We start from the raw sequence: 17,192 nt of genomic DNA on the forward strand, positions 1-17,192 counted from the left end.
CCGTGGAGAGTCTCGCCGAGCGCGGACGCTCGGCGCTGGGTGCGCCACCGGAGCGCAACGGGAGCTGACCGTGCTGTTGAGATTCTCGCCGAGCGCGGACGCTCGGCGCTGGTCCAGAACAGTGGCGCCGTGTCGAACCAGTGGCAGTTGAGATTCTCGCCGAGCGCGAACGCTCGGCGCTGGACCGACGTCGGTCTGTTGACTGTGCAGACGGCCAGCCTGTTGAGATTCTCGCCGAGCGCGAACGCTCGGCGCTGGCAGGTTCTGCTCCAGTTTCTGGGCCTGCTCCTTCTGTTGAGATTCTCGTCGAGCGCGAACGCTCGGCGCTGGCGGGGAGTACTCGGCGATGTCACCTTCATCGCCCGGATGTTGAGATTCTCGCCGAGCGCGAACGCTCGGCGCTGGCGGAAACAGCCGCTCGGGCACCCCAAGATCGTTGATGTTGAGATTCTCGCCGAGCGCGAACGCTCGGCGCTGGAACAACGTCTACAGCGTCTACATCAACGGCGTGAAGTTGAGATTCTCGCCGAGCGCGAACGCTCGGCGCTGGTGTACTTGCGCAGTGCCTCATCGACGTCGGTCACATTGTTGAGATTCTCGCCGAGCGCGAACGCTCGGCGCTGGTGCGTCGACTTCCCGCACTCACGCATCGATGTGGCCGACGTTGAGATTCTCGCCGAGCGCGAACGCTCGGCGCTGGGTCGAGTAGTCGCCGCAGTCGTCGCATCGGTCGGTGTTGAGATTCTCGCCGAGCGCGAACGCTCGGCGCTGGTTCGGACAGCCACGGCAGCGGCGCCGGCTCCTCAATGTTGAGATTCTCGCCGAGCGCGAACGCTCGGCGCTGGACAAAGCGCGAGCTGTTCGAGCGCGCGCTGCTGCGCGTTGAGATTCTCGCCGAGCGCGAACGCTCGGCGCTGGTCCGGGTCGAGCGGATGTATTGCGATCCGCCGCACTGGTTGAGATTCTCGCCGAGCGCGAACGCTCGGCGCTGGCTCTTCGGGGGAGGGTGCGGACCAGCTCAGGGCCGGGTTGAGATTCTCGCCGAGCGCGAACGCTCGGCGCTGGCATAGGGGCTCACACCGCCATCGAACCTTCCTTCGGAGTTGAGATTCTCGCCGAGCGCGAACGCTCGGCGCTGGGCTCGATGACCTGGGCTTTTCACCGGAAGCATACAGATTGCATCGCGATGCATTGGTCATCAGATGTTGTTCTCCCTGGTCACTGGTTCGGAACCCTCCTGGTGACTTCGTCGCGCTTGAGGTTCCGAGCCGAGCGTGGATCAATACGAACGAGGTTTTGGTAATTCATGCGCCGCACCGCACTTGTCGGCAGCCGGACCGTGCCGCCAGCGGCGCGGTCCGGAACTCGCAGCGGCCCAGCACGCTGATCAGGTTCTTGCTCCTGAGTCTGTCAGCATGGGAATTCCGTTCCGACCCGTTTGTCATTCTGCCCGCTGGGAATGATTCGCATGCAATGGATTTCACTCATTGGGGACGCTCGAGCGGGGGTTAGCTCGGACATCTCTGATCTCAGCAACGTGTCGCAGTACGGTCGGCCACGAGGCTGCCCGAGCCCCTCGGAACCCGCAATGATGGCACGAAACCGCGCAGCTACAACTCCAGGGATTCGAATACGCGGCTATCACAACTAAGTACGTAAATTGCATTGCATTCCAATTCATTCCGTTCACGGTGATATAAACTGCAATGCAATGGATTTCGCTCGGATCGATCGGGGGGTTGCGGCCGGCTGCCGGTCAGGCAGCCAGCGCGAGCATGTTCGCGCGGACCCGAGGAAGCCGGTGCGCGATGACCTGGGCAGCGGATTCGCTGGCACGGCGGTCGTTGTGACCGTAGATGCGGTCGGTCACGGCAACCGATTCGTGCCCCGCGTCACGAGATACCACGAAGATGGGCACACCGTCCTGCAACTTCCACGAGATGCCAGTGTGGCGCAACGTGTACGGCGGCAGGTGCTTGATCCGCAGAGTCTTCACCGCCGTGCCGTACTGCGCGATCAGCGCCTCGGGGTCGGCGCCACGCCATTGCGCCTTCTTCGTGAACGGGCTCAGCTGGGCCCGCGCGCGGATGTTCTCACCACACTCGAACGCCGCAGCCGCAGAGGCGAGCGCGTCGAGGCGCCGCAGCGCCGGTTGCCATGCCTTCTCGTAGAAGTAGGACGCCCGGATCGGCGTGTCGTGGCGGGTGTGGAACAAACTCGTCCGCTGGACGAGAAAGATCCAGCCGCTCCAGGGTTTGCACCGGGATGTTGACGGTGCGGGTACCGCGCGCGGTCTTGGGGGCGCCCAGAACCAGACGCGACCCGGCGTCCTTCCACGCCTTGGTGATCCGCACCGCGCCGGTCACGGGGTGCACGTCACGCACCAGCAGCGCCCCGACCTCCGAGGGCCGTGCCATCGACACCAGACCGAACTCGGCCTGCGGACGCCACCGAGCAATAATCAGCTCCTCGAACAACTCTCTTTCGTCGTTGTCGAAGATGTCGTGCTCGGTGCCGCGATCGGCGGGCAGCCGCACCCCGGAGCATGGGTTGAACGGCAACAACGGCACCGGACGCTGCTCGACCGCCGCGCGCATGCCGCTGGACAGGAAGCCGTGCTTGTTCTTGATCGTCTTGGGCGCGTTGCCCTTGTCCTGGCTGAGGAACACGATCCGTGGCGTCGGTGTCCTGGGTGACCGCGTCCAGGCGCGCGGTTTCCCCGAAGAACGGGGTTATGTCGTTGCGGACGTAGCCAGGTAGTGGCGATGCGTGGGCGCGTCGATGCTGCCGACCTTCAGTAGCCGGTCGGCGTGGTCGTTGAGCCAGTCCGCCAGCAGCGTGCCATCGCCGGATCCGCCGCGTTTGGCGTCGAGGATCAGCCGTGCTTGGTCCAGGCCGTGGCGGGCGACGTAGTCGCACCACCATACCGCTTCCTCATAGTCTTCGTAGAAGCTCTCGGCTGTACCGCGACGTACGCCGCCACCCGACGAAGCAGTCGCTACCCGACCACAAATGTAAGGGAACATATCCTGCCGCTAGTCGGCGAGGGCGGCTACTCGTCTGTCGCCTGCCACGAGAAGCATATCGACCATTCGTTGCCAGCGTCTGGTCTGATCCTCGGTCGATAGATCGTCGCGACGTTCCCGAAGCCAACTCGGCAGCGCATGGCTCTGGGCACGGATTGCCGCACAACGATCGAGAAGCCTCTCCACCCAAATCATTCCAGTTTCGGCTTGGTCTGGGCCGTCAAGTTGCATAATGGCGCTGACCAGACGATCCAGACTATTCGACGTGCACGGGGTGACCTCTAGCCAGCGCTCGACCTGCGCCGACCAACCGAGAAGGTTGGTCCAATTGCTCGATATAATTTCATTCTCTGACGTTGCATAGCCCAGTCCAGGAGACCGGTCGGGGATCAGATATGGTGCTACTTCCTTCCAGCCGCGTTTTGACAGTATTCCTGAATCATTCTGCGCGGCATCGAGAATACGATCCATGAGATCGGGCCAGAGTCGACTGACATTTCTGCCAATCGTACTGTTTTCTCCGGCGGCGGCCGCAATGGCCATCAAGGATTCCGCAAGCAGTTCACCGTCGTTCAGATAGCGCTGCACGAAATCCAGTATGGTTTCACCATTTTCGTCGAAGGCTTGCCTAACCGCCGCACGTGCGGCCACAAGCGTGTCCCAACGGCCTCGACGCCGGTTCAGTCCACCTGCCAGCCTCGCGCGTTGATGTGCTGACAGAAGCACATCAAGCATCTTGCGGATCTCATCTTGGTGGCACACGCTACCCACTGCGGCCGAACCGACCGCACGGATAGCAGGAGTGAGCCGCGCCACCAGAATCGTTTCGGCGTCGGCGTTGTCGAGCGACTCGATCACCGGCGATCCGAGGCGGGCAAGACGGCGCTCGTGCCGATCTGTCCCCTCGCCGGTGGAGACGACGATAGAGTCCGCGCAAGACTCCTGCACTATTTCTATTGCGACCTGGTGGTGACAGCGCCCGTCCAGATGATCCGGATCGCACGGCGTCGACCAGATCACATCGAGTGCTTGGGCAAGAAACAGGCGGGCTTCGTCCGCTGCCCAGGACGCCACGGTCGCGATCACATCATTGAACTTCTGCACCCGTTCGGATGAATTGATACCGACAGCTCGTCTGAGGTCTATGGCTTCGGGAAGTAGGAGATATGGCAGAACTCCAGCTGCGGACCGGTCGACGCCTTGACTGAAAAACGAGTCGTCCCATCCATCAGTCGGATGCGCCGCGATGTGTTCTGCCACGCCGAGGACAGTCCTGACACTCCATTGCAGGTCCTCCACCGAGACGTCGGTTCGGCCGGTCAACGCAAGCTCGATGGCCGTCGCTGCGACCGCAACCGGCCCGTCAGCCGTCGGAATCATCACTGCCCGTGGAGGATTAGTCAGCAGATCTCTCGCTGATACGAGATCAGCAGCGAGATCCTCAGCACTCATGTCCGGCGCACGGCCGCCGTTCTGCGCACGGGCATGCGCATGACGAACGGTCAGGCCGACGACGTCATTCACTCGACGTAGGTCAGCGTCCGAAGTTTCGAAGACATCATCGAGTGCACGATCTACGATCGGACGCCACCAGATCAGGCCGCCCGCTTGAACCGCTTCATAGCGACCGCTATCGAGTGCCGCGGCACGCTTCTGGCCGATCGCAAGTTGCTCTCGTCCCTGCTGCGTGGATGGGTCGTCGATTCGAGCTATAGCCCTGGCCAGCAGCTGTTCACCGAGCAACTTCAACTGTCGGCTGCGGCCCTCCGATACACCGTGAGTGAGATACGCGGCGACTTGCCATAAGCTCCATGTGCGACGGTCCAGGTTGGATAACTCAGGAACTTGCGCTGCCAATCCACTTGATTCGTGTCCAACACGCTGATTCTCCATTTCCCACACCAACGGCTCAGACAAGAACGGCTCGATCGTCTCGCCCACCAATTCGAGGTGGCGCACCAGCATGCCAAACACCAGAGCCAGCATGGCGAGGCTCTCCGCGTCTTCGAGAAGTATCGACGTGATCTCGGCGATCCCGACCCCGGCTCGAACGCGTTCTTCGGTCACATACTCCAGGGCTTGCAACGCACTGATACACGGCACCGGACCGACTGCGGTGTTGCGGTACCACCTCCATACAGCTTCATCGCCGATATAAAGTTTCTCAGCGCCAGTGATAGACAACGGATGACGTGATGACCGCTCCTCCTCATCGACGGAATCACGTTGAAGGGCAACGTCCTTGAGCATGCGGTGTTCGACTGCGTGGTTCAGCATCGCATTGACGAGGCCGACGCCGCCGCGGTAGTCGCTGCGTAACATCGCCACGAAGGGGCCTCGGTCGAAGGCCGGAAACGGGGATACTCCGATGGTGTGATCGCGAATGCCGTCTTCGAGGGGGCTCAGTGAGCCGAAACCATCCGTGTCGATGTAGTAGGCGTCCGCTAGTTCTACTAGCAAACGCGGGTCGTAGGAGGCCAGACTTTCGGCGACACAGTCCGCCTCGATGACGGGCCCGATAGATTCCGGCTCGTCGGCCGCGATGCACGCCAACAGGACCGCAGCGTCGGCCCCGAGATCCGGGCCCGATAGCGCGAGAAGTTCGACCTCAAGTGGGCTGATCCATTCACTCGCTCGGCGGCGCTCCAATCGAGTCGATCCCCGCGCGTCCTCCGAGCACCGCTTCAAAATCGCCGTGCGGATCGACAGGCGGGTCGATTGCCCCGATTCGGTCCGTCGCGCGACATGCGCACGAAGCCAGTCACGAACCAGATTCGAGGTCGCCACGACCGAAACATACGACTGCCATTGGTCGACCAACCGCTGCACAATGGGCTCGGCGATCTCTGGGGCGAGTTGTCCAGCCCGCCGAAATCTCGTATCGAGAATTCGTAACGTTCTGGTGAGCGCGGGGGGCATACCCGGCTCCATCGTTGTCCACGCTTCGTCTAGAAGTGGTTCGGATCCCGGCAAGGCGAGCAGCGCTTCTGTGGGGACGTCGGCCCAACGTTCGCTGTGTCCGCCGGTGGCCAATTGGTCGAATCCTATTTGAAGGGCGGCGAACCGCCCAGCGCGTGGATGCTTCGGAGCCTCCGGTGCCGACAGAACGATCTCGCAGGCGATGCGAGCGGCAGGCAATGTCCACCGTGGTGTCCCTGCCGAGATCAACGCCGCGCTCAGATCAAGCGACTTGAGCAGATACCTCGCGATCGAATAGGTGCGCACCAGATCATGTTTGAATTCGGGAAGAAGATCCCATGGTAAGCCGCTCGCAGGCTGCAAAAGCCCAGTGCGGCGCAAGCCCTCAACAGCCGTCTGGTCGAGGCTGCCAGCAACCTCATCGATGTCACCTGGGCTGACGGCCTGAGCGGCGAGTTTCAACATGACCTGCTCGCGAGCACCAGCGGCCCCACCGCCAGGCTGTCCACCGTTGAAGACGAGGTGGCGCCACACATGACCGAGCGCCTCCGACTCACTCAGCGGCAAGCCGAGATCGCTGACCCTGCTGAGCAGATCGATGATGATCGGCCGCTTGAGCAGCTCGCGGGCGCGGGAATCGTCTGCCAACCGCTGAAGGCCGGGGAAGCGGCGAGCGGCAATCATCACGTCATCGTCGGTCAGTCCCGGAACCCTGTGTTCCCGCGGAGCGACACCGTCGAAGGTCAGCATTCCCGACACAACTGAAGCATTCTCGGCCGCTGTGACAGCGACCACCCTCATCCCAGCATCGTGCGCGCACCGTACGAGATAGGCAAAGACAGCACCGTGACCTTCGGCAACGGCGTCTGCCCCGTCGACAACGAACAGCCATTCCGAGGCTGCGTGTTCGCCGAACAGCTGTTCCAACGGACTATCGAGATGCGCCGCCAAGGCAAGTTGGTTGTCCGGCAACTGGCGCAGGTTGACAGCGATCGCTCGTTGATTCACATCCAGCGCCGCCGGTTCGATGATGTCCAAGACCAGCGCGCTCTTACCGACGCCGGATTCTCCGGTCACCACCACGTGACCATCGCCCAATACTGCCGCCAGCAGCTCACGACGCTCAAAATCTCGGGGCAGGCGTAACGCCGCTCCGCCCTCGGCCGGGATCACCTCCCGAGACACCGCCCTGCGGGCTTCGTGATCCAGGGCGAGGAGTCGACTCCAGCCAGTCGGGTGGACATACGCTGCGGACTCGTCGTCTCCGTGCAAACCTCGCCACGGCCGTCCGGTGTCGCTCGTCTCTTCGGTCTGGGCGAACGCGGCGGACAGTTGTTCGCCGGATTCTTGCTGGCTGGATCGCATCCCCCTTTTAGAACCACGCCATTGCCGAGCTTTTGCTCGCAATTCTTCCCAACTGGCCTTCTTTCCCTCGATCAGATGGGACTTGGTGCCCGAGTCGATCAGCAATCTCTCGACCAGAGCGCCGAAACCGCGGACATCACGGGGAATACGCCGTGGCTCTGTCACCCCGAGCCAGCCTTCGAGAGTTTTCGCCTTGACCGGCGTCTGCTTCGCAAGCCGCGCAGGCGTGGGCCTGCCAGCCTCCGTGTACAAGCGATCCAGCGACTCGGTGAACTGCCGGTAAGGATCGACGTCCGAACCCGGCCTACGCTGACTCACCACCCGAGCGCCCCCGAGCGGCCCCCCGCCCGACATCCAGCGACTCGCAGCGACTCGCAAAACCATTCCGCCTGCATACGAGCACTTTACCCGCGATCATGCTGTGCTCTGTCACCACCGATCGACTGCACTGGTTCCCGTACCGCCCACTACGACAGCGAACGGAACCCCCATGCCGATCTCCACCAAGATCTTGATCCTCGCCGGATTCGTCCTGCTGGCGATCATCACCGGCTACGCCACCGGGCACCTGGCCCACGCCGACGGCGCCACCGTGCCCGCCGCCATCCGCGCTGGCGCCATCGGCTTCGGCAGCACCCTCACCCTGCTGCTCGCGCTCCTCACCGCCTGTGCCCTACTCTGACCGCCCCGCGGCCCAACCGCCGCGCGGCCCAGCAAGATTATGTCCACCTTCAATCAGTGACGGCGTACGAGAAATAGGGTGACGAACTCGACCCGCCGCCCCTTCCTGTCAACAACCGCACAAGGCACAGGAGATCGTCGAGGTTGAGGGCGAGCCAGTCCATAGGGTGGGACCAGGACGGTGCCGCCGTCCCGGACGAAGCCGAGAAGTTCGCCGAAGCGTTGCCCGAAGAGTTGAGCCGCTGATGGTGGGTGCGACGGCTTCGGGTCAGAGGCGGGAGAGTGCCGCGGCGACCGTGATGTCTACTTGATCCACTTCTACGAGGGCGCGACGCGGATGCTTTTCTCAGGTTTTCGGGCCGATGTCGAAGACAACGACCTCGACATGTCGTCTCGGAATATGACGCCTTGCCTGGGTGCGGAGTTGTTCGGCAAGTGCATCGGCGTCGGGATGTTTCTTTGATCTCCTGAATTTGGTTGCGGTCCAGTAGATGATGTAGATGCCGTGAGTGAACAGAGCCGAGTCCATGTACTGGCCGACGAGTTGATCATCGATCGCGGTCAGCAATGAAGTGTTGGTGACGAGTTTGGCTTCGAAGGCGACCCGCCCGACAGGAGCGCCCCCGGATGTAGCGGTGAGGTCGATCCGGGTGCCGACGCCTTTGGGTTTGCGGCGAGTCACCTGTATCTCGCGGTCTACAACAATGTGGGGTTGAAGCCGCAGTGACAGTTGCTCGGCCAACCAGTCGGAGATAGTGTCCTCGCCCTTCGGTTTCGCGCCTGCGGTACCAGGGTCTCCGTCCCACAGGCTTCGAAAGGTGCCGCGTTCGCGGATGTCGTGTTGGATTCGGTCGAGTTGTTCGAGCAGAACGGTGAGCAGTCCGGCGCTGTCGCGAACCAATCGAGCGTCACCGCTTGTCAACAAGCCCATGAGCATCCCGGGCTGCACCGGTCGCCAGCTCGCCAGCGCCTCACGAATGCGAGCCTCCTGCAACAGGTGCCGAATCAACTCGAGATCTGGTGCTGGGCGGTCGAGCGCGAGCGCGGCCAGGAGAGGAGCCATGCCACGCCCGGCCATCGTTTGCAGCAGGGACATACGCAGTCGACGCGCTGCCGATTGCGGAGTGCTTTCGGTGAAGTCGATGGTTTGGGGTGGGTCCTCGGCGAAGGGGAACTCGTCGAGAAGCATGCGGGTCAGTGTGATGAGTGATTCGTCGGACAGACGGGCGGGATCGACGTCGCCCATAGGCTCCACAGGGTCGAGGTGACCCCGCGCGTTCCATGTCGTCACCAACTCGTCAGGTGCCAGCCTCGCGAGGACGGCGAGGGCTGAGGCAGGGGCAGTGTCTTCGTCCAATGCTGAGTGTGCGACATCGAGGGCCGTATCAGGCGCGTGTTCAACAAGCACTTCGAAAGCCTCGTCGCGACGAGCTGCGGAGCCGTCGGTGTCGCGCGCCACCTGTTCGACGACCGCGATAAGGCTGGGATCGGCGAAGTCGGCCAGCGGGTGGTGAGCGAAGGAGAATCCGTCCGCCTTCTGCACCTGCTCGCGCAGCGCTGCATCGATCGCCTCGCGGCCCGCCTGCGGCGCCGCGTCTCGGATCCCGCGATGCCAATTGGTGGTGCCCGTGTAGGGGAAGGTCACAGTGAGCACCGGCGCCCAGACCGTCCACGTAGCCGGCTCGACCTCGGCCAGAAGGTTCGGGTGATGTTCGGCCAGCGTCGCGAGCAGGAATACTCCGGCCCAATCGGGCACCGCGTCATCGACGCTGAACTGTTTACGGCCCGCCCAGCGGCCGACGTCGGGCTGTCTGACTGCGAGATAATCCATCCCGAGCCGTAGGAGTGCTTGCTGCTCCTCGATTGCCAGGATGGACCACATCGGTCCGCTCGTCAGGTCCCAGTGTGTGAGCACTTCCGGGTCTGTGCGCCAATCACCGGCGAGCGCGAGGACAATATTCCACCACTCGCCAAGGTCGTCGCCTGCGCGCGTGATGGCATTACGCAGTACTGTTTCGAGTTCTGGCGCCGTCGGTGAAGGGTCCTCCTCGACCTCGACCTCGACCTCGGGCTGGCTACTCTGCTCGGGTAGTTGCTGTGAGGAGATCTCCTGGTGCTGGCGGTATCTTTCGAGTTCGGCATGCGCTGGATGGTCCTCGTCGGTAGCGGGAAGGCTGTCTGCCGATCTGAGCGGAGGACTCCACAGCAGACTTCGCAGTGTCACTCGTGCGGGGGCGAGTGTTTCGGGTGGCGCCGTTGTCATCCAATCGATGAGCCACTCGATGTCCGCAGGTGTGAGCAAGTTCAGGTCGAGGACAGCGACGAAGGCGTGCTCGTTGGTTACCAATGCGGTAGCGGCCATCACGCGACGTAGATCCGGATCGTCGTCGCTCTGCCATGGGAGCAGACGTTCGGTGTCGAGCATGTGCCGTCTGGGCAGTCGCCCATTGCCCAGCGCCGCGCCGATTTCTGCGGCGATCGCTGAATCTCTCATCACCCACGCACGGTGCAGCAAGCCGCCGATCAGCTGGTCGAAAGCGGAGTCGGTCCACTCGGGCCGGTGGTTCACTGCATGGATCAACGCGGGGACGACACCCTGGCTGGGGACGAGCTCGGCCAATTCGCCCAGTAGCCGGTGATAGCCACCGATGTAGTTCCGTGTGCGACGGGGCCTAAACGCCTTTCGAATGAGACCGAACTCCACCGCATCAGGCAGCACCGCTCGCAGCACCGCTGCGAGAATCTCGTCGTGAGGATCCTCGTCGGAGCTCAGCTCCAGCAGCGGCACCAACTCCGCCATCCGCTCGTGTGGCGCGACCGCGGCGAACGCCTTCACAGCTTCGGCTCGCATGGGATCGGGCCAAGTCGAACCAACGGCGATTTCGAGTAGATCGTCGGCGGACTCGCGCACAACGCACTGACGGGCGATACGACAAACCCAGAAGGCGACCCAATGATTCGATACGTCTGCCGCGGCCTCGTGGAGCTGGGCGGCCAGTTCGGGGTGACCCAGCACAGAGGTGTCGATTTGCCAGCCTTCGTCGATCGTGCCGGACGCCGCTCCGTGCAGTAGTGCCTCGACGAGGCGCCGACGAATCCGATCGCTGACCAGTTCCACACCGGTCGTGCTCAGCAAATATTTGGCGTTGTCGGCGAGCAACGTGTCAGGAACCGGCGCTCCCGAAGCGAGAAGCCAGCCGAGCACCTCGATCATCGGACCGGGAACCAGACCATTGACATCGGCCCCCAGCAGCGACACCAGTCGCTGTCCAATAACACCGCGGCGCATAAGATAATGCGCCGCAAGATACTCCGAGTAGGACTGGTGAACGAAGATCACCGTGCCTGGCACCCCCGCCGTAAACAATGCGGTATCGAGCACTTCGCGCACATCATCGACAGTGAGCAACGTCCCGGACAGGGCGGGTTCTGTCTGGGTCGGCACAGCGTTCACCGCGAGAACCGGCGTTTGAGAACTCGCGGCGGTGATGGTCTGCCCCGAGCTGGGGAGCGGCCCTGTGGCTGGCCGGAGCGCGAAGTTGCTGACACCGCAGAACATCGATATCGCCGCCAAGCGCTCGGCTACGAGACGTCGGCGGTAATCGTCGACCTTGCCGGGCTGGCGAGTGATACTGGTCTCGGTCAGCCTGTCGGCGACGGCGTGCCCCATCGCCTCGGACCGGCTGGCGGGAAGCTCACCGGATTCCCGCCACTGCCTCAGCAGGTTTCCTGCCGATAGAGGGTAGGCGAGCAGACGTGTGAGACGAGCCTCCGCGACCGCCTTCAAGAACCCGTCGGTATCCGAGCCGGCCAGCTCGCCGATCCCCGCCACGCTCAAGGGAAGAAGCTCCAGCCGCTCGAAACCGGATAGTGCCGTCCGCAGCCCGTCCGCCAAATCAACCGTCCACGACGCGGGGCGACAAGCCAGCCGCCACGACAGCTGCTTGGCTTCAGGACGACTCAGAACCCTGATCAGGACATAACCGATGTCGGGATCGGTCTGGAGCGCTTCGTCTACAGCATCAATGAAGACACTGCCGCTCGGACCGCCGGACGGAGCAACATCGCGGGACGACAGCGAGTTCACCAAATTGATGAGAGCCTGTCGACCTTCCAACTTAAGGTCGACCGACCGGCTATCAGGCTCGCGGACCTTCAAATCCTCGATCAGTGTGGACTTGCCTGCTCCACCCGGCGCGAGCAGCACATACGACCTGTGCGTACCGACAAGGTCTTCGGCCCGCTCGGGTCGATCACCATTGTACCAGTCGCGGGCCAGCGTCCTCGAATCCACAAGACCGTGCTCGGTACGCGGGATATCACTGTCCACCGAAGCTACCCAACGAGATACCAATCCACTCACGCCAACTCCTCACGTGCCGCCGCACCGGCCAGCGGCAGGAATTCTTCAGGATGCGCTACGACGCTGGCAGCCTAGACGAACAAGTCCGAAGTCATGGTGATGCCCAAACGATGACGGAGAGCGAAAATGCACATCACGCTGCGGGTGTGCCTCTATCAGCTCGGGTCTGTGCAATACGGAAGCGGCTGTAGGTGGAACCGATGTCACACGAAGTCGGAGATCGGCGCACGCAGAGAGAGCCACCAGAACCATCCACTCAGACAGCTAACTGGCCTGACTGCTCGAAAGTCCTTCTCTGCAAGGAGTTACGCGAAAACCGGGTTGACTGCCAACGATTAGCGAACTAGATTAGACGTCACTCCAGCACCCTTTGGTGTCAGCTCTGTCGGGATTCTGTGCGCAAGTCCCCTCTCGCGCACAGATTCCCGTCGTTCGTGACACTTTTTCGTGCCGCGTGTTGGAGTGCACTCGCACACGCGCAGGCCGACCAGTGAAAACACGATCTGACCTGCACCGATTCCTGGCACATCTGCCAGACCACGACACATCCGACCGCTCGGAAAAGTTTGCTGGCGGGAGTGATCGCCGATGATCCGGCCGTCATCCCGCCCCAGTCCCCGCTGCAGGAACTCATCCACGGGCCGCTGCCGACGGCCCGGACGGCGCGCCGTGCCGACAGTCTCTACCTGCGAGAGAAGGACGGCACCGACCGCTGGCAATCAGTCTGCCCAACCCTGATGCAGCACCTGCTCGATCACGCCACCCAACGCAATAGCCTGCGGTCGGGGCAACTAATGCGCTACCGCAACGGAACACCCTTCACCGCACGGCGTTTCGACTACCTCTGGAACCGCATCGGCGACACCTTGCCCTGGGTCGCCGCCCAAGGCATCAGCATGCACTGGCTGCGCCACACCACCTTCACCTGGGTGGCGCGCACCTTCAACTGCGCCGTCGCCGCGAATACGCCGCACACCAAGGCAAAACCGCTGGCGCGACCGCTACGTACGTCAAGTCCCACCTCAGGAAGTCGCCGCCGCCCTGTCCGTGCTCACCGGCGAACCGCACCCACTCGTGCCCACACACCAGCCGAGCGCACATCTGTCGTCCGCATGCTGACCACGTCGCACAAGGACCGTCCATGACCGAGACCATCGATCCACCCACCCTCAACAGCGTGCACCCCGCACAGCCTGCACTCACCGCGCGCGGAAGCCGCGTGCGCACGCCTTCTTCTGGACCGTGCTCGCTGCGGCGGCCGCCGTCAGCATCACCGGCAACGCCACCCACGCCCTCCTACACAGCAGCGCGGCGACCGGAAGTTCATGGACTTGGCAGTGCTGCCGTGCGCACGCGACCCGTCCCGTCGCCGCGACCCTCAGTTGGTCGCACAGGTGTTGGCGCATCACCACGTCGACGGCTGGTCACCGACCCGAATCGCCCGGGAGATCAACAAGGGGCTCCCCGCCAAAGTGGTGATCGTCGCGCACTACTGGGATATCGAAACCGAACCGACGAACGGGCTGCTGACGGCAGTCACCCGCAACGTCATCCAGGCTGCCCTGGATGCGGAGACGACCGAGCATCTCGGGTATGCCAGGGTGACCGGGCTGCGGCGGCCGAGGCCGGTGGCGACAACCACCGCAATGGCACCAGCCGCAAAACCGTGCACACCGATATCGGCCCGGCCCCCTTGATGTTCCCCGGTGGCTGGTCAGTTCGAGCCGCGGATCGTGCCCAAGCACGGCCGCCGTGTCAGCGGTTTTGACGAGGCCGTGATCAGTTTGTGCGCCAAGGGCTTGACCACCGGCGAGATCCGCGATCACCTCGCCGAGCTCTACGGTGCAGATGTCTCGAGGAAGACGATCTCGAAGCTCACCGACGCAGTGGCCGCCGAGCTAGCCGAATGGCAGTCCATGGATCGCGTGTACGCGGTGGTGGTGATCGACTGTATCCGGCGTCGAGATCCGCGATGGCCAGGTCGCCTCACGCCCGATCGACGTCGCTGGCGGCATCGGTCTCGACGGTGCCCGTGACGTGCTCGGGCTGTGGGTCGGTCTGTCCGCGCCACCTGTCCGCAACCGTCACAGCGACCGACCGCGCCGTCAGCCGCACTCTGCGCCACGCCGGACACAACGACGGGATCTCCCGCGTGAGCTGCTCCCGTGCCAACTTGGCTACGGCCGGCCGGGTTGTAGCGCTTGCGCCAAACGGGTTTCGGCAAACCAGGTGCGGCCGCTTGTGGCCGGGCCACGATCAGGCTTCGTTCGACGTGTCGCGTACTCCGGCGGCACGCATTGCGGACCTGATGGCCAGTCCGAGCACCAATCCCACCCCGGCTACCGCTGCGGCGATTTCTCCGGCTCCCGTAGCGAAGGCAACCACCAGCACAACTGCCAAAGCAAGCGCCCCCAGTGCGATGAGGGCGTTCACCACCCAATCTGGCAGTGGCTTGCGTAGCTTGTCCCAGATGGATTCCTGCTCAGATTCCTCAGCCTCGCGCATGGTGCGTACTGGTTTGGTCGGGTAGTCTTTCCCGCCGAATTCTTGTGCCTCTCGTAAATCTTCGCGCTGCAGTTCAGACAGGCGGAACGGTCCGCAACTGTCGTCCCATTCCGATAGTTTGCGACGCAACTCGCGTTGGTCCTTGTAATACCTATCGCGGTGCCCGTCCCATGAACCGTGTTTATGGTGCGCCTCGTTACGGTGGCGGTGAAATTTGAACAGCTCGTTTTCATCTTCCTGAGCATCCCTGAAGCGCTTGGCGACCTCATCGAGCCAGTAGACGATAGCCTGCAACAAATCCAGGCACGGATCGCGACCGTTTGCGCCTCCGCCGGCGGGCACGGCCGTTTGCCGCAGCACTAGGGCGGGACTCGTCGTGTGCCAAAGTGGAGGTGTGGCCCCCTTCGGTTCCGCGGTGCCGTCGAGTATGTGCAGTGTCGCCTGGTTACCGCGAGTTGCTTTTAGCATCGCGATTGGCGACTGTCTGATCGTCTGCGCCTGGTACGCGGCCTTCCGAGTGCTCGGTTCCGAGGTACTACGGGCCGGGACGTGTGTGAGGTGCGCCATTTCAATGCTCCAGACTGCTTCTACTGGTTGGAAGACTCAATCTCGGAAATTCCGCCGTTCCGATGGCTGGCGGCGCAGCAGACAATTGCACGGGGTGCCGATTCCCTTCCTTGGAGGCGACGGCAATTTATGGTCGACTGCGAGATTATGTCATCGCCGATCCCCCGGTGCGGGTTATGCGGGCGGCTGCGGATAATCGGATTCCGCCGAGGTGCAGTGTGTCCAGCTATCCCGGGCCGACGTGACAATCCGTCGGCACGCGCAGTTCTTGATTGTCGTGATCGCCCCGTCGTCGTCGACGCTTACTTCGGCGAGCACCACCCAGGGGCTGTCCGGGATGGTGGGGCAGGTGGGGTTGCCGGATGCCGCGTCTGGGTCCCCCTTGTGTGAGGTCGGGCAGGCGTCGAGGACGCCGATCTCGTAGCCGTCCCGGTAACGCGAGTACTCGCACTGGGTTTCGTCGCATCCGCAGCCGGCGGGCTGGGCTCGGACTGGTCGTGTCGGTATCTCCCGGTAACGAACCGCAATATAGCGTGGGCCGTCTGGCTTTTCTGCGTAGGTTTCCGTGCACCACGGGTCGGCGAACTCGTCGGTGTGCCCGGCCGTACCGGCGTGCAAAGACACCTCATAGGGCCGCTCGATGACGATTTCGTCGCCGAATGGACCGAGGATGTATCCGGGCTGCACCTGCACGACCCATGGTGTCGGGTCGCTGCCTTCGATGGTGCGAACAGGGCATACCAGCGCTCCGCACACGACGCCCCAGCCGTGGAGATAGATATTGTGCCGCCGCAGTCGGTTGCGAAAGTACTCCGCCTCCAGTGTGAGATCGTCGGGGGTCATGAGTTGCCGCGGAAAGTACCGGGGACGTTCCAGTGGTGTTGTCTGGTGTTGCATGCTTGCTCCTGTCGGGGTGTGGGGATCTCGCACCTTCGGTTACCGCCGGTCGTGGCTGCCCGCGCGTTCCTCCTCGACGATCCGGGTCAGGATGTCGATGAGGATGTCGTTGCCGAACACGATCGGGCGGATCGTGATGTCGACGTCGTCGATGTCGCAGGCGTCGTCGCGGCAGTTCAGGTGGATGTTCGCCAGCGGGATGCAGGGGTTGCGGGGCGGGTTCGGGCAGTCGCGGGTGATCCATTTCGCCAGTGCCGCGTAGTCGAGTTCCCCGTGGGCGAGGACGTCGGGGAATCGGCAGCTCAGCTCGATGGGGTCTGCCGCGCCCGGCTCGAATTCGATCCGGTACTGCTCGCGGATCGCGCCTGGGGCGCACGGGGTTGAGGTCGAGCAGTCCCCGGCGAGCACCGCGACCGGGTCCGTCTCGCATTCGTGGTAGCAGAGCACCACCGTGACGCAGGCGGTCGGCTCGTACTCGTCGTCGGTGTGAGCGGGCGGGGGCTTGTCGCGGCGGTCCTCTTCCGTAGGGATGATCTCCTGTTGCCCGCACACGCGGTCGATGAGCGCGGGCGGGATCGGGATCGGTGGGGTGCGGGTCGGGATGACGATCTCGCGTCCCCAGCGATCGATCGCCACCCCGGAGGTGATCTCGACCGCGCAGCCACTGCTTGGGACCACGTCGAGACCGCACACGACACCACTGCCGGTGACCAGCCGGTTCAGCAGCCGCCGCATCCCAATGCCGTAGGCCGTCTCCATCTCGAAGTGGTGAACGTCCATCATCTTGCCGTGGAAGAAACGGTTGCGCCGGGGCGCCGTGAGCCCCGTCCGTTGCGCCGTTGCGGGTGTTCCGTTCATGGCTCCTCCTG

At 63.2% G+C, this 17,192-nt stretch carries 11 protein-coding genes and 1 CRISPR repeat array; of the genes, 4 read left to right on the forward strand and 7 right to left on the reverse strand.

Features of this window, described 5'->3' with window-relative positions; translation table 11 throughout:
• Nucleotides 1–2: 2 nt before the first annotated feature.
• Nucleotides 3–1,139: a CRISPR direct-repeat array (repeat unit 37 nt; unit sequence GTTGAGATTCTCGCCGAGCGCGAACGCTCGGCGCTGG).
• 954 nt (nucleotides 1,140–2,093) lie between these two features.
• The 3 genes from QMG86_RS20005 to QMG86_RS20015 all read right to left on the reverse strand — a co-directional run bounded on the left by QMG86_RS20005 (nucleotide 2,094) and on the right by QMG86_RS20015 (nucleotide 7,694).
• Entirely contained in the window at nucleotides 2,094–2,669 is a 576-nt protein-coding gene (locus QMG86_RS20005) for a site-specific integrase (protein WP_281874000.1), read from the reverse strand.
• A gap of 63 nt (nucleotides 2,670–2,732) precedes the next feature.
• Nucleotides 2,733–3,026 (reverse strand): hypothetical protein, encoded by a 294-nt coding sequence (locus tag QMG86_RS20010; RefSeq protein ID WP_281874002.1) that lies wholly within the window; start codon nucleotides 3,024–3,026, stop codon nucleotides 2,733–2,735.
• A gap of 9 nt (nucleotides 3,027–3,035) precedes the next feature.
• The gene (locus QMG86_RS20015) at nucleotides 3,036–7,694 is read right to left on the reverse strand and encodes a P-loop NTPase family protein (RefSeq protein WP_281874004.1); all 4,659 of its coding nucleotides are present in this window, start codon (nucleotides 7,692–7,694) and stop codon (nucleotides 3,036–3,038) included.
• A 106-nt stretch (nucleotides 7,695–7,800) separates the two neighbouring features.
• Here QMG86_RS20015 and QMG86_RS20020 point away from each other — a divergent pair, with 106 nt between their 5' ends.
• Entirely contained in the window at nucleotides 7,801–7,992 is a 192-nt protein-coding gene (locus QMG86_RS20020; RefSeq protein WP_281874006.1) for a hypothetical protein, read from the forward strand.
• A gap of 345 nt (nucleotides 7,993–8,337) precedes the next feature.
• On the opposite strand, the gene QMG86_RS20025 is transcribed toward QMG86_RS20020, so the two are convergent.
• Nucleotides 8,338–12,354, reverse strand: coding sequence for a DUF8371 domain-containing protein (locus QMG86_RS20025; RefSeq protein ID WP_281874008.1), 4,017 nt, complete (start codon nucleotides 12,352–12,354; stop codon nucleotides 8,338–8,340).
• Nucleotides 12,355–12,932: 578 nt separating this feature from the next.
• Here QMG86_RS20025 and QMG86_RS20030 point away from each other — a divergent pair.
• The 3 genes from QMG86_RS20030 (at nucleotide 12,933) to QMG86_RS20040 (ending at nucleotide 14,390) form a co-directional block, all read left to right on the forward strand.
• Nucleotides 12,933–13,499, forward strand: coding sequence for a site-specific integrase (locus tag QMG86_RS20030; RefSeq protein ID WP_281874010.1), 567 nt, complete (start codon nucleotides 12,933–12,935; stop codon nucleotides 13,497–13,499).
• A gap of 180 nt (nucleotides 13,500–13,679) precedes the next feature.
• Nucleotides 13,680–14,051, forward strand: a complete 372-nt coding sequence (locus tag QMG86_RS20035; RefSeq protein WP_281874011.1) for a hypothetical protein — start codon at nucleotides 13,680–13,682, stop codon at nucleotides 14,049–14,051.
• Nucleotides 14,052–14,060: 9 nt separating this feature from the next.
• On the forward strand, nucleotides 14,061–14,390 hold the full coding sequence (locus tag QMG86_RS20040) for a transposase (RefSeq protein WP_281874013.1): 330 nt from the start codon (nucleotides 14,061–14,063) through the stop codon (nucleotides 14,388–14,390).
• Between the two features lie 220 nt (nucleotides 14,391–14,610).
• Here QMG86_RS20040 and QMG86_RS20045 read toward each other — a convergent pair whose 3' ends face one another.
• From QMG86_RS20045 to QMG86_RS20055, 3 genes are all read right to left on the reverse strand, one after another.
• Nucleotides 14,611–15,219 carry a hypothetical protein gene (locus QMG86_RS20045; RefSeq protein WP_281874015.1) on the reverse strand — a complete coding sequence of 203 codons (609 nt, stop codon included), beginning with the start codon at nucleotides 15,217–15,219 and terminating at the stop codon, nucleotides 14,611–14,613.
• 381 nt (nucleotides 15,220–15,600) lie between these two features.
• Nucleotides 15,601–16,323, reverse strand: coding sequence for a hypothetical protein (locus QMG86_RS20050; protein ID WP_281874016.1), 723 nt, complete (start codon nucleotides 16,321–16,323; stop codon nucleotides 15,601–15,603).
• A gap of 39 nt (nucleotides 16,324–16,362) precedes the next feature.
• The gene (locus QMG86_RS20055; RefSeq protein ID WP_281874018.1) at nucleotides 16,363–17,181 is read right to left on the reverse strand and encodes a hypothetical protein; all 819 of its coding nucleotides are present in this window, start codon (nucleotides 17,179–17,181) and stop codon (nucleotides 16,363–16,365) included.
• Nucleotides 17,182–17,192 lie beyond the last annotated feature (11 nt).

The sequence above is a fragment of the Nocardia sputorum genome, from assembly GCF_027924405.1.
Lineage (GTDB): Bacteria > Actinomycetota > Actinomycetes > Mycobacteriales > Mycobacteriaceae > Nocardia > Nocardia sputorum.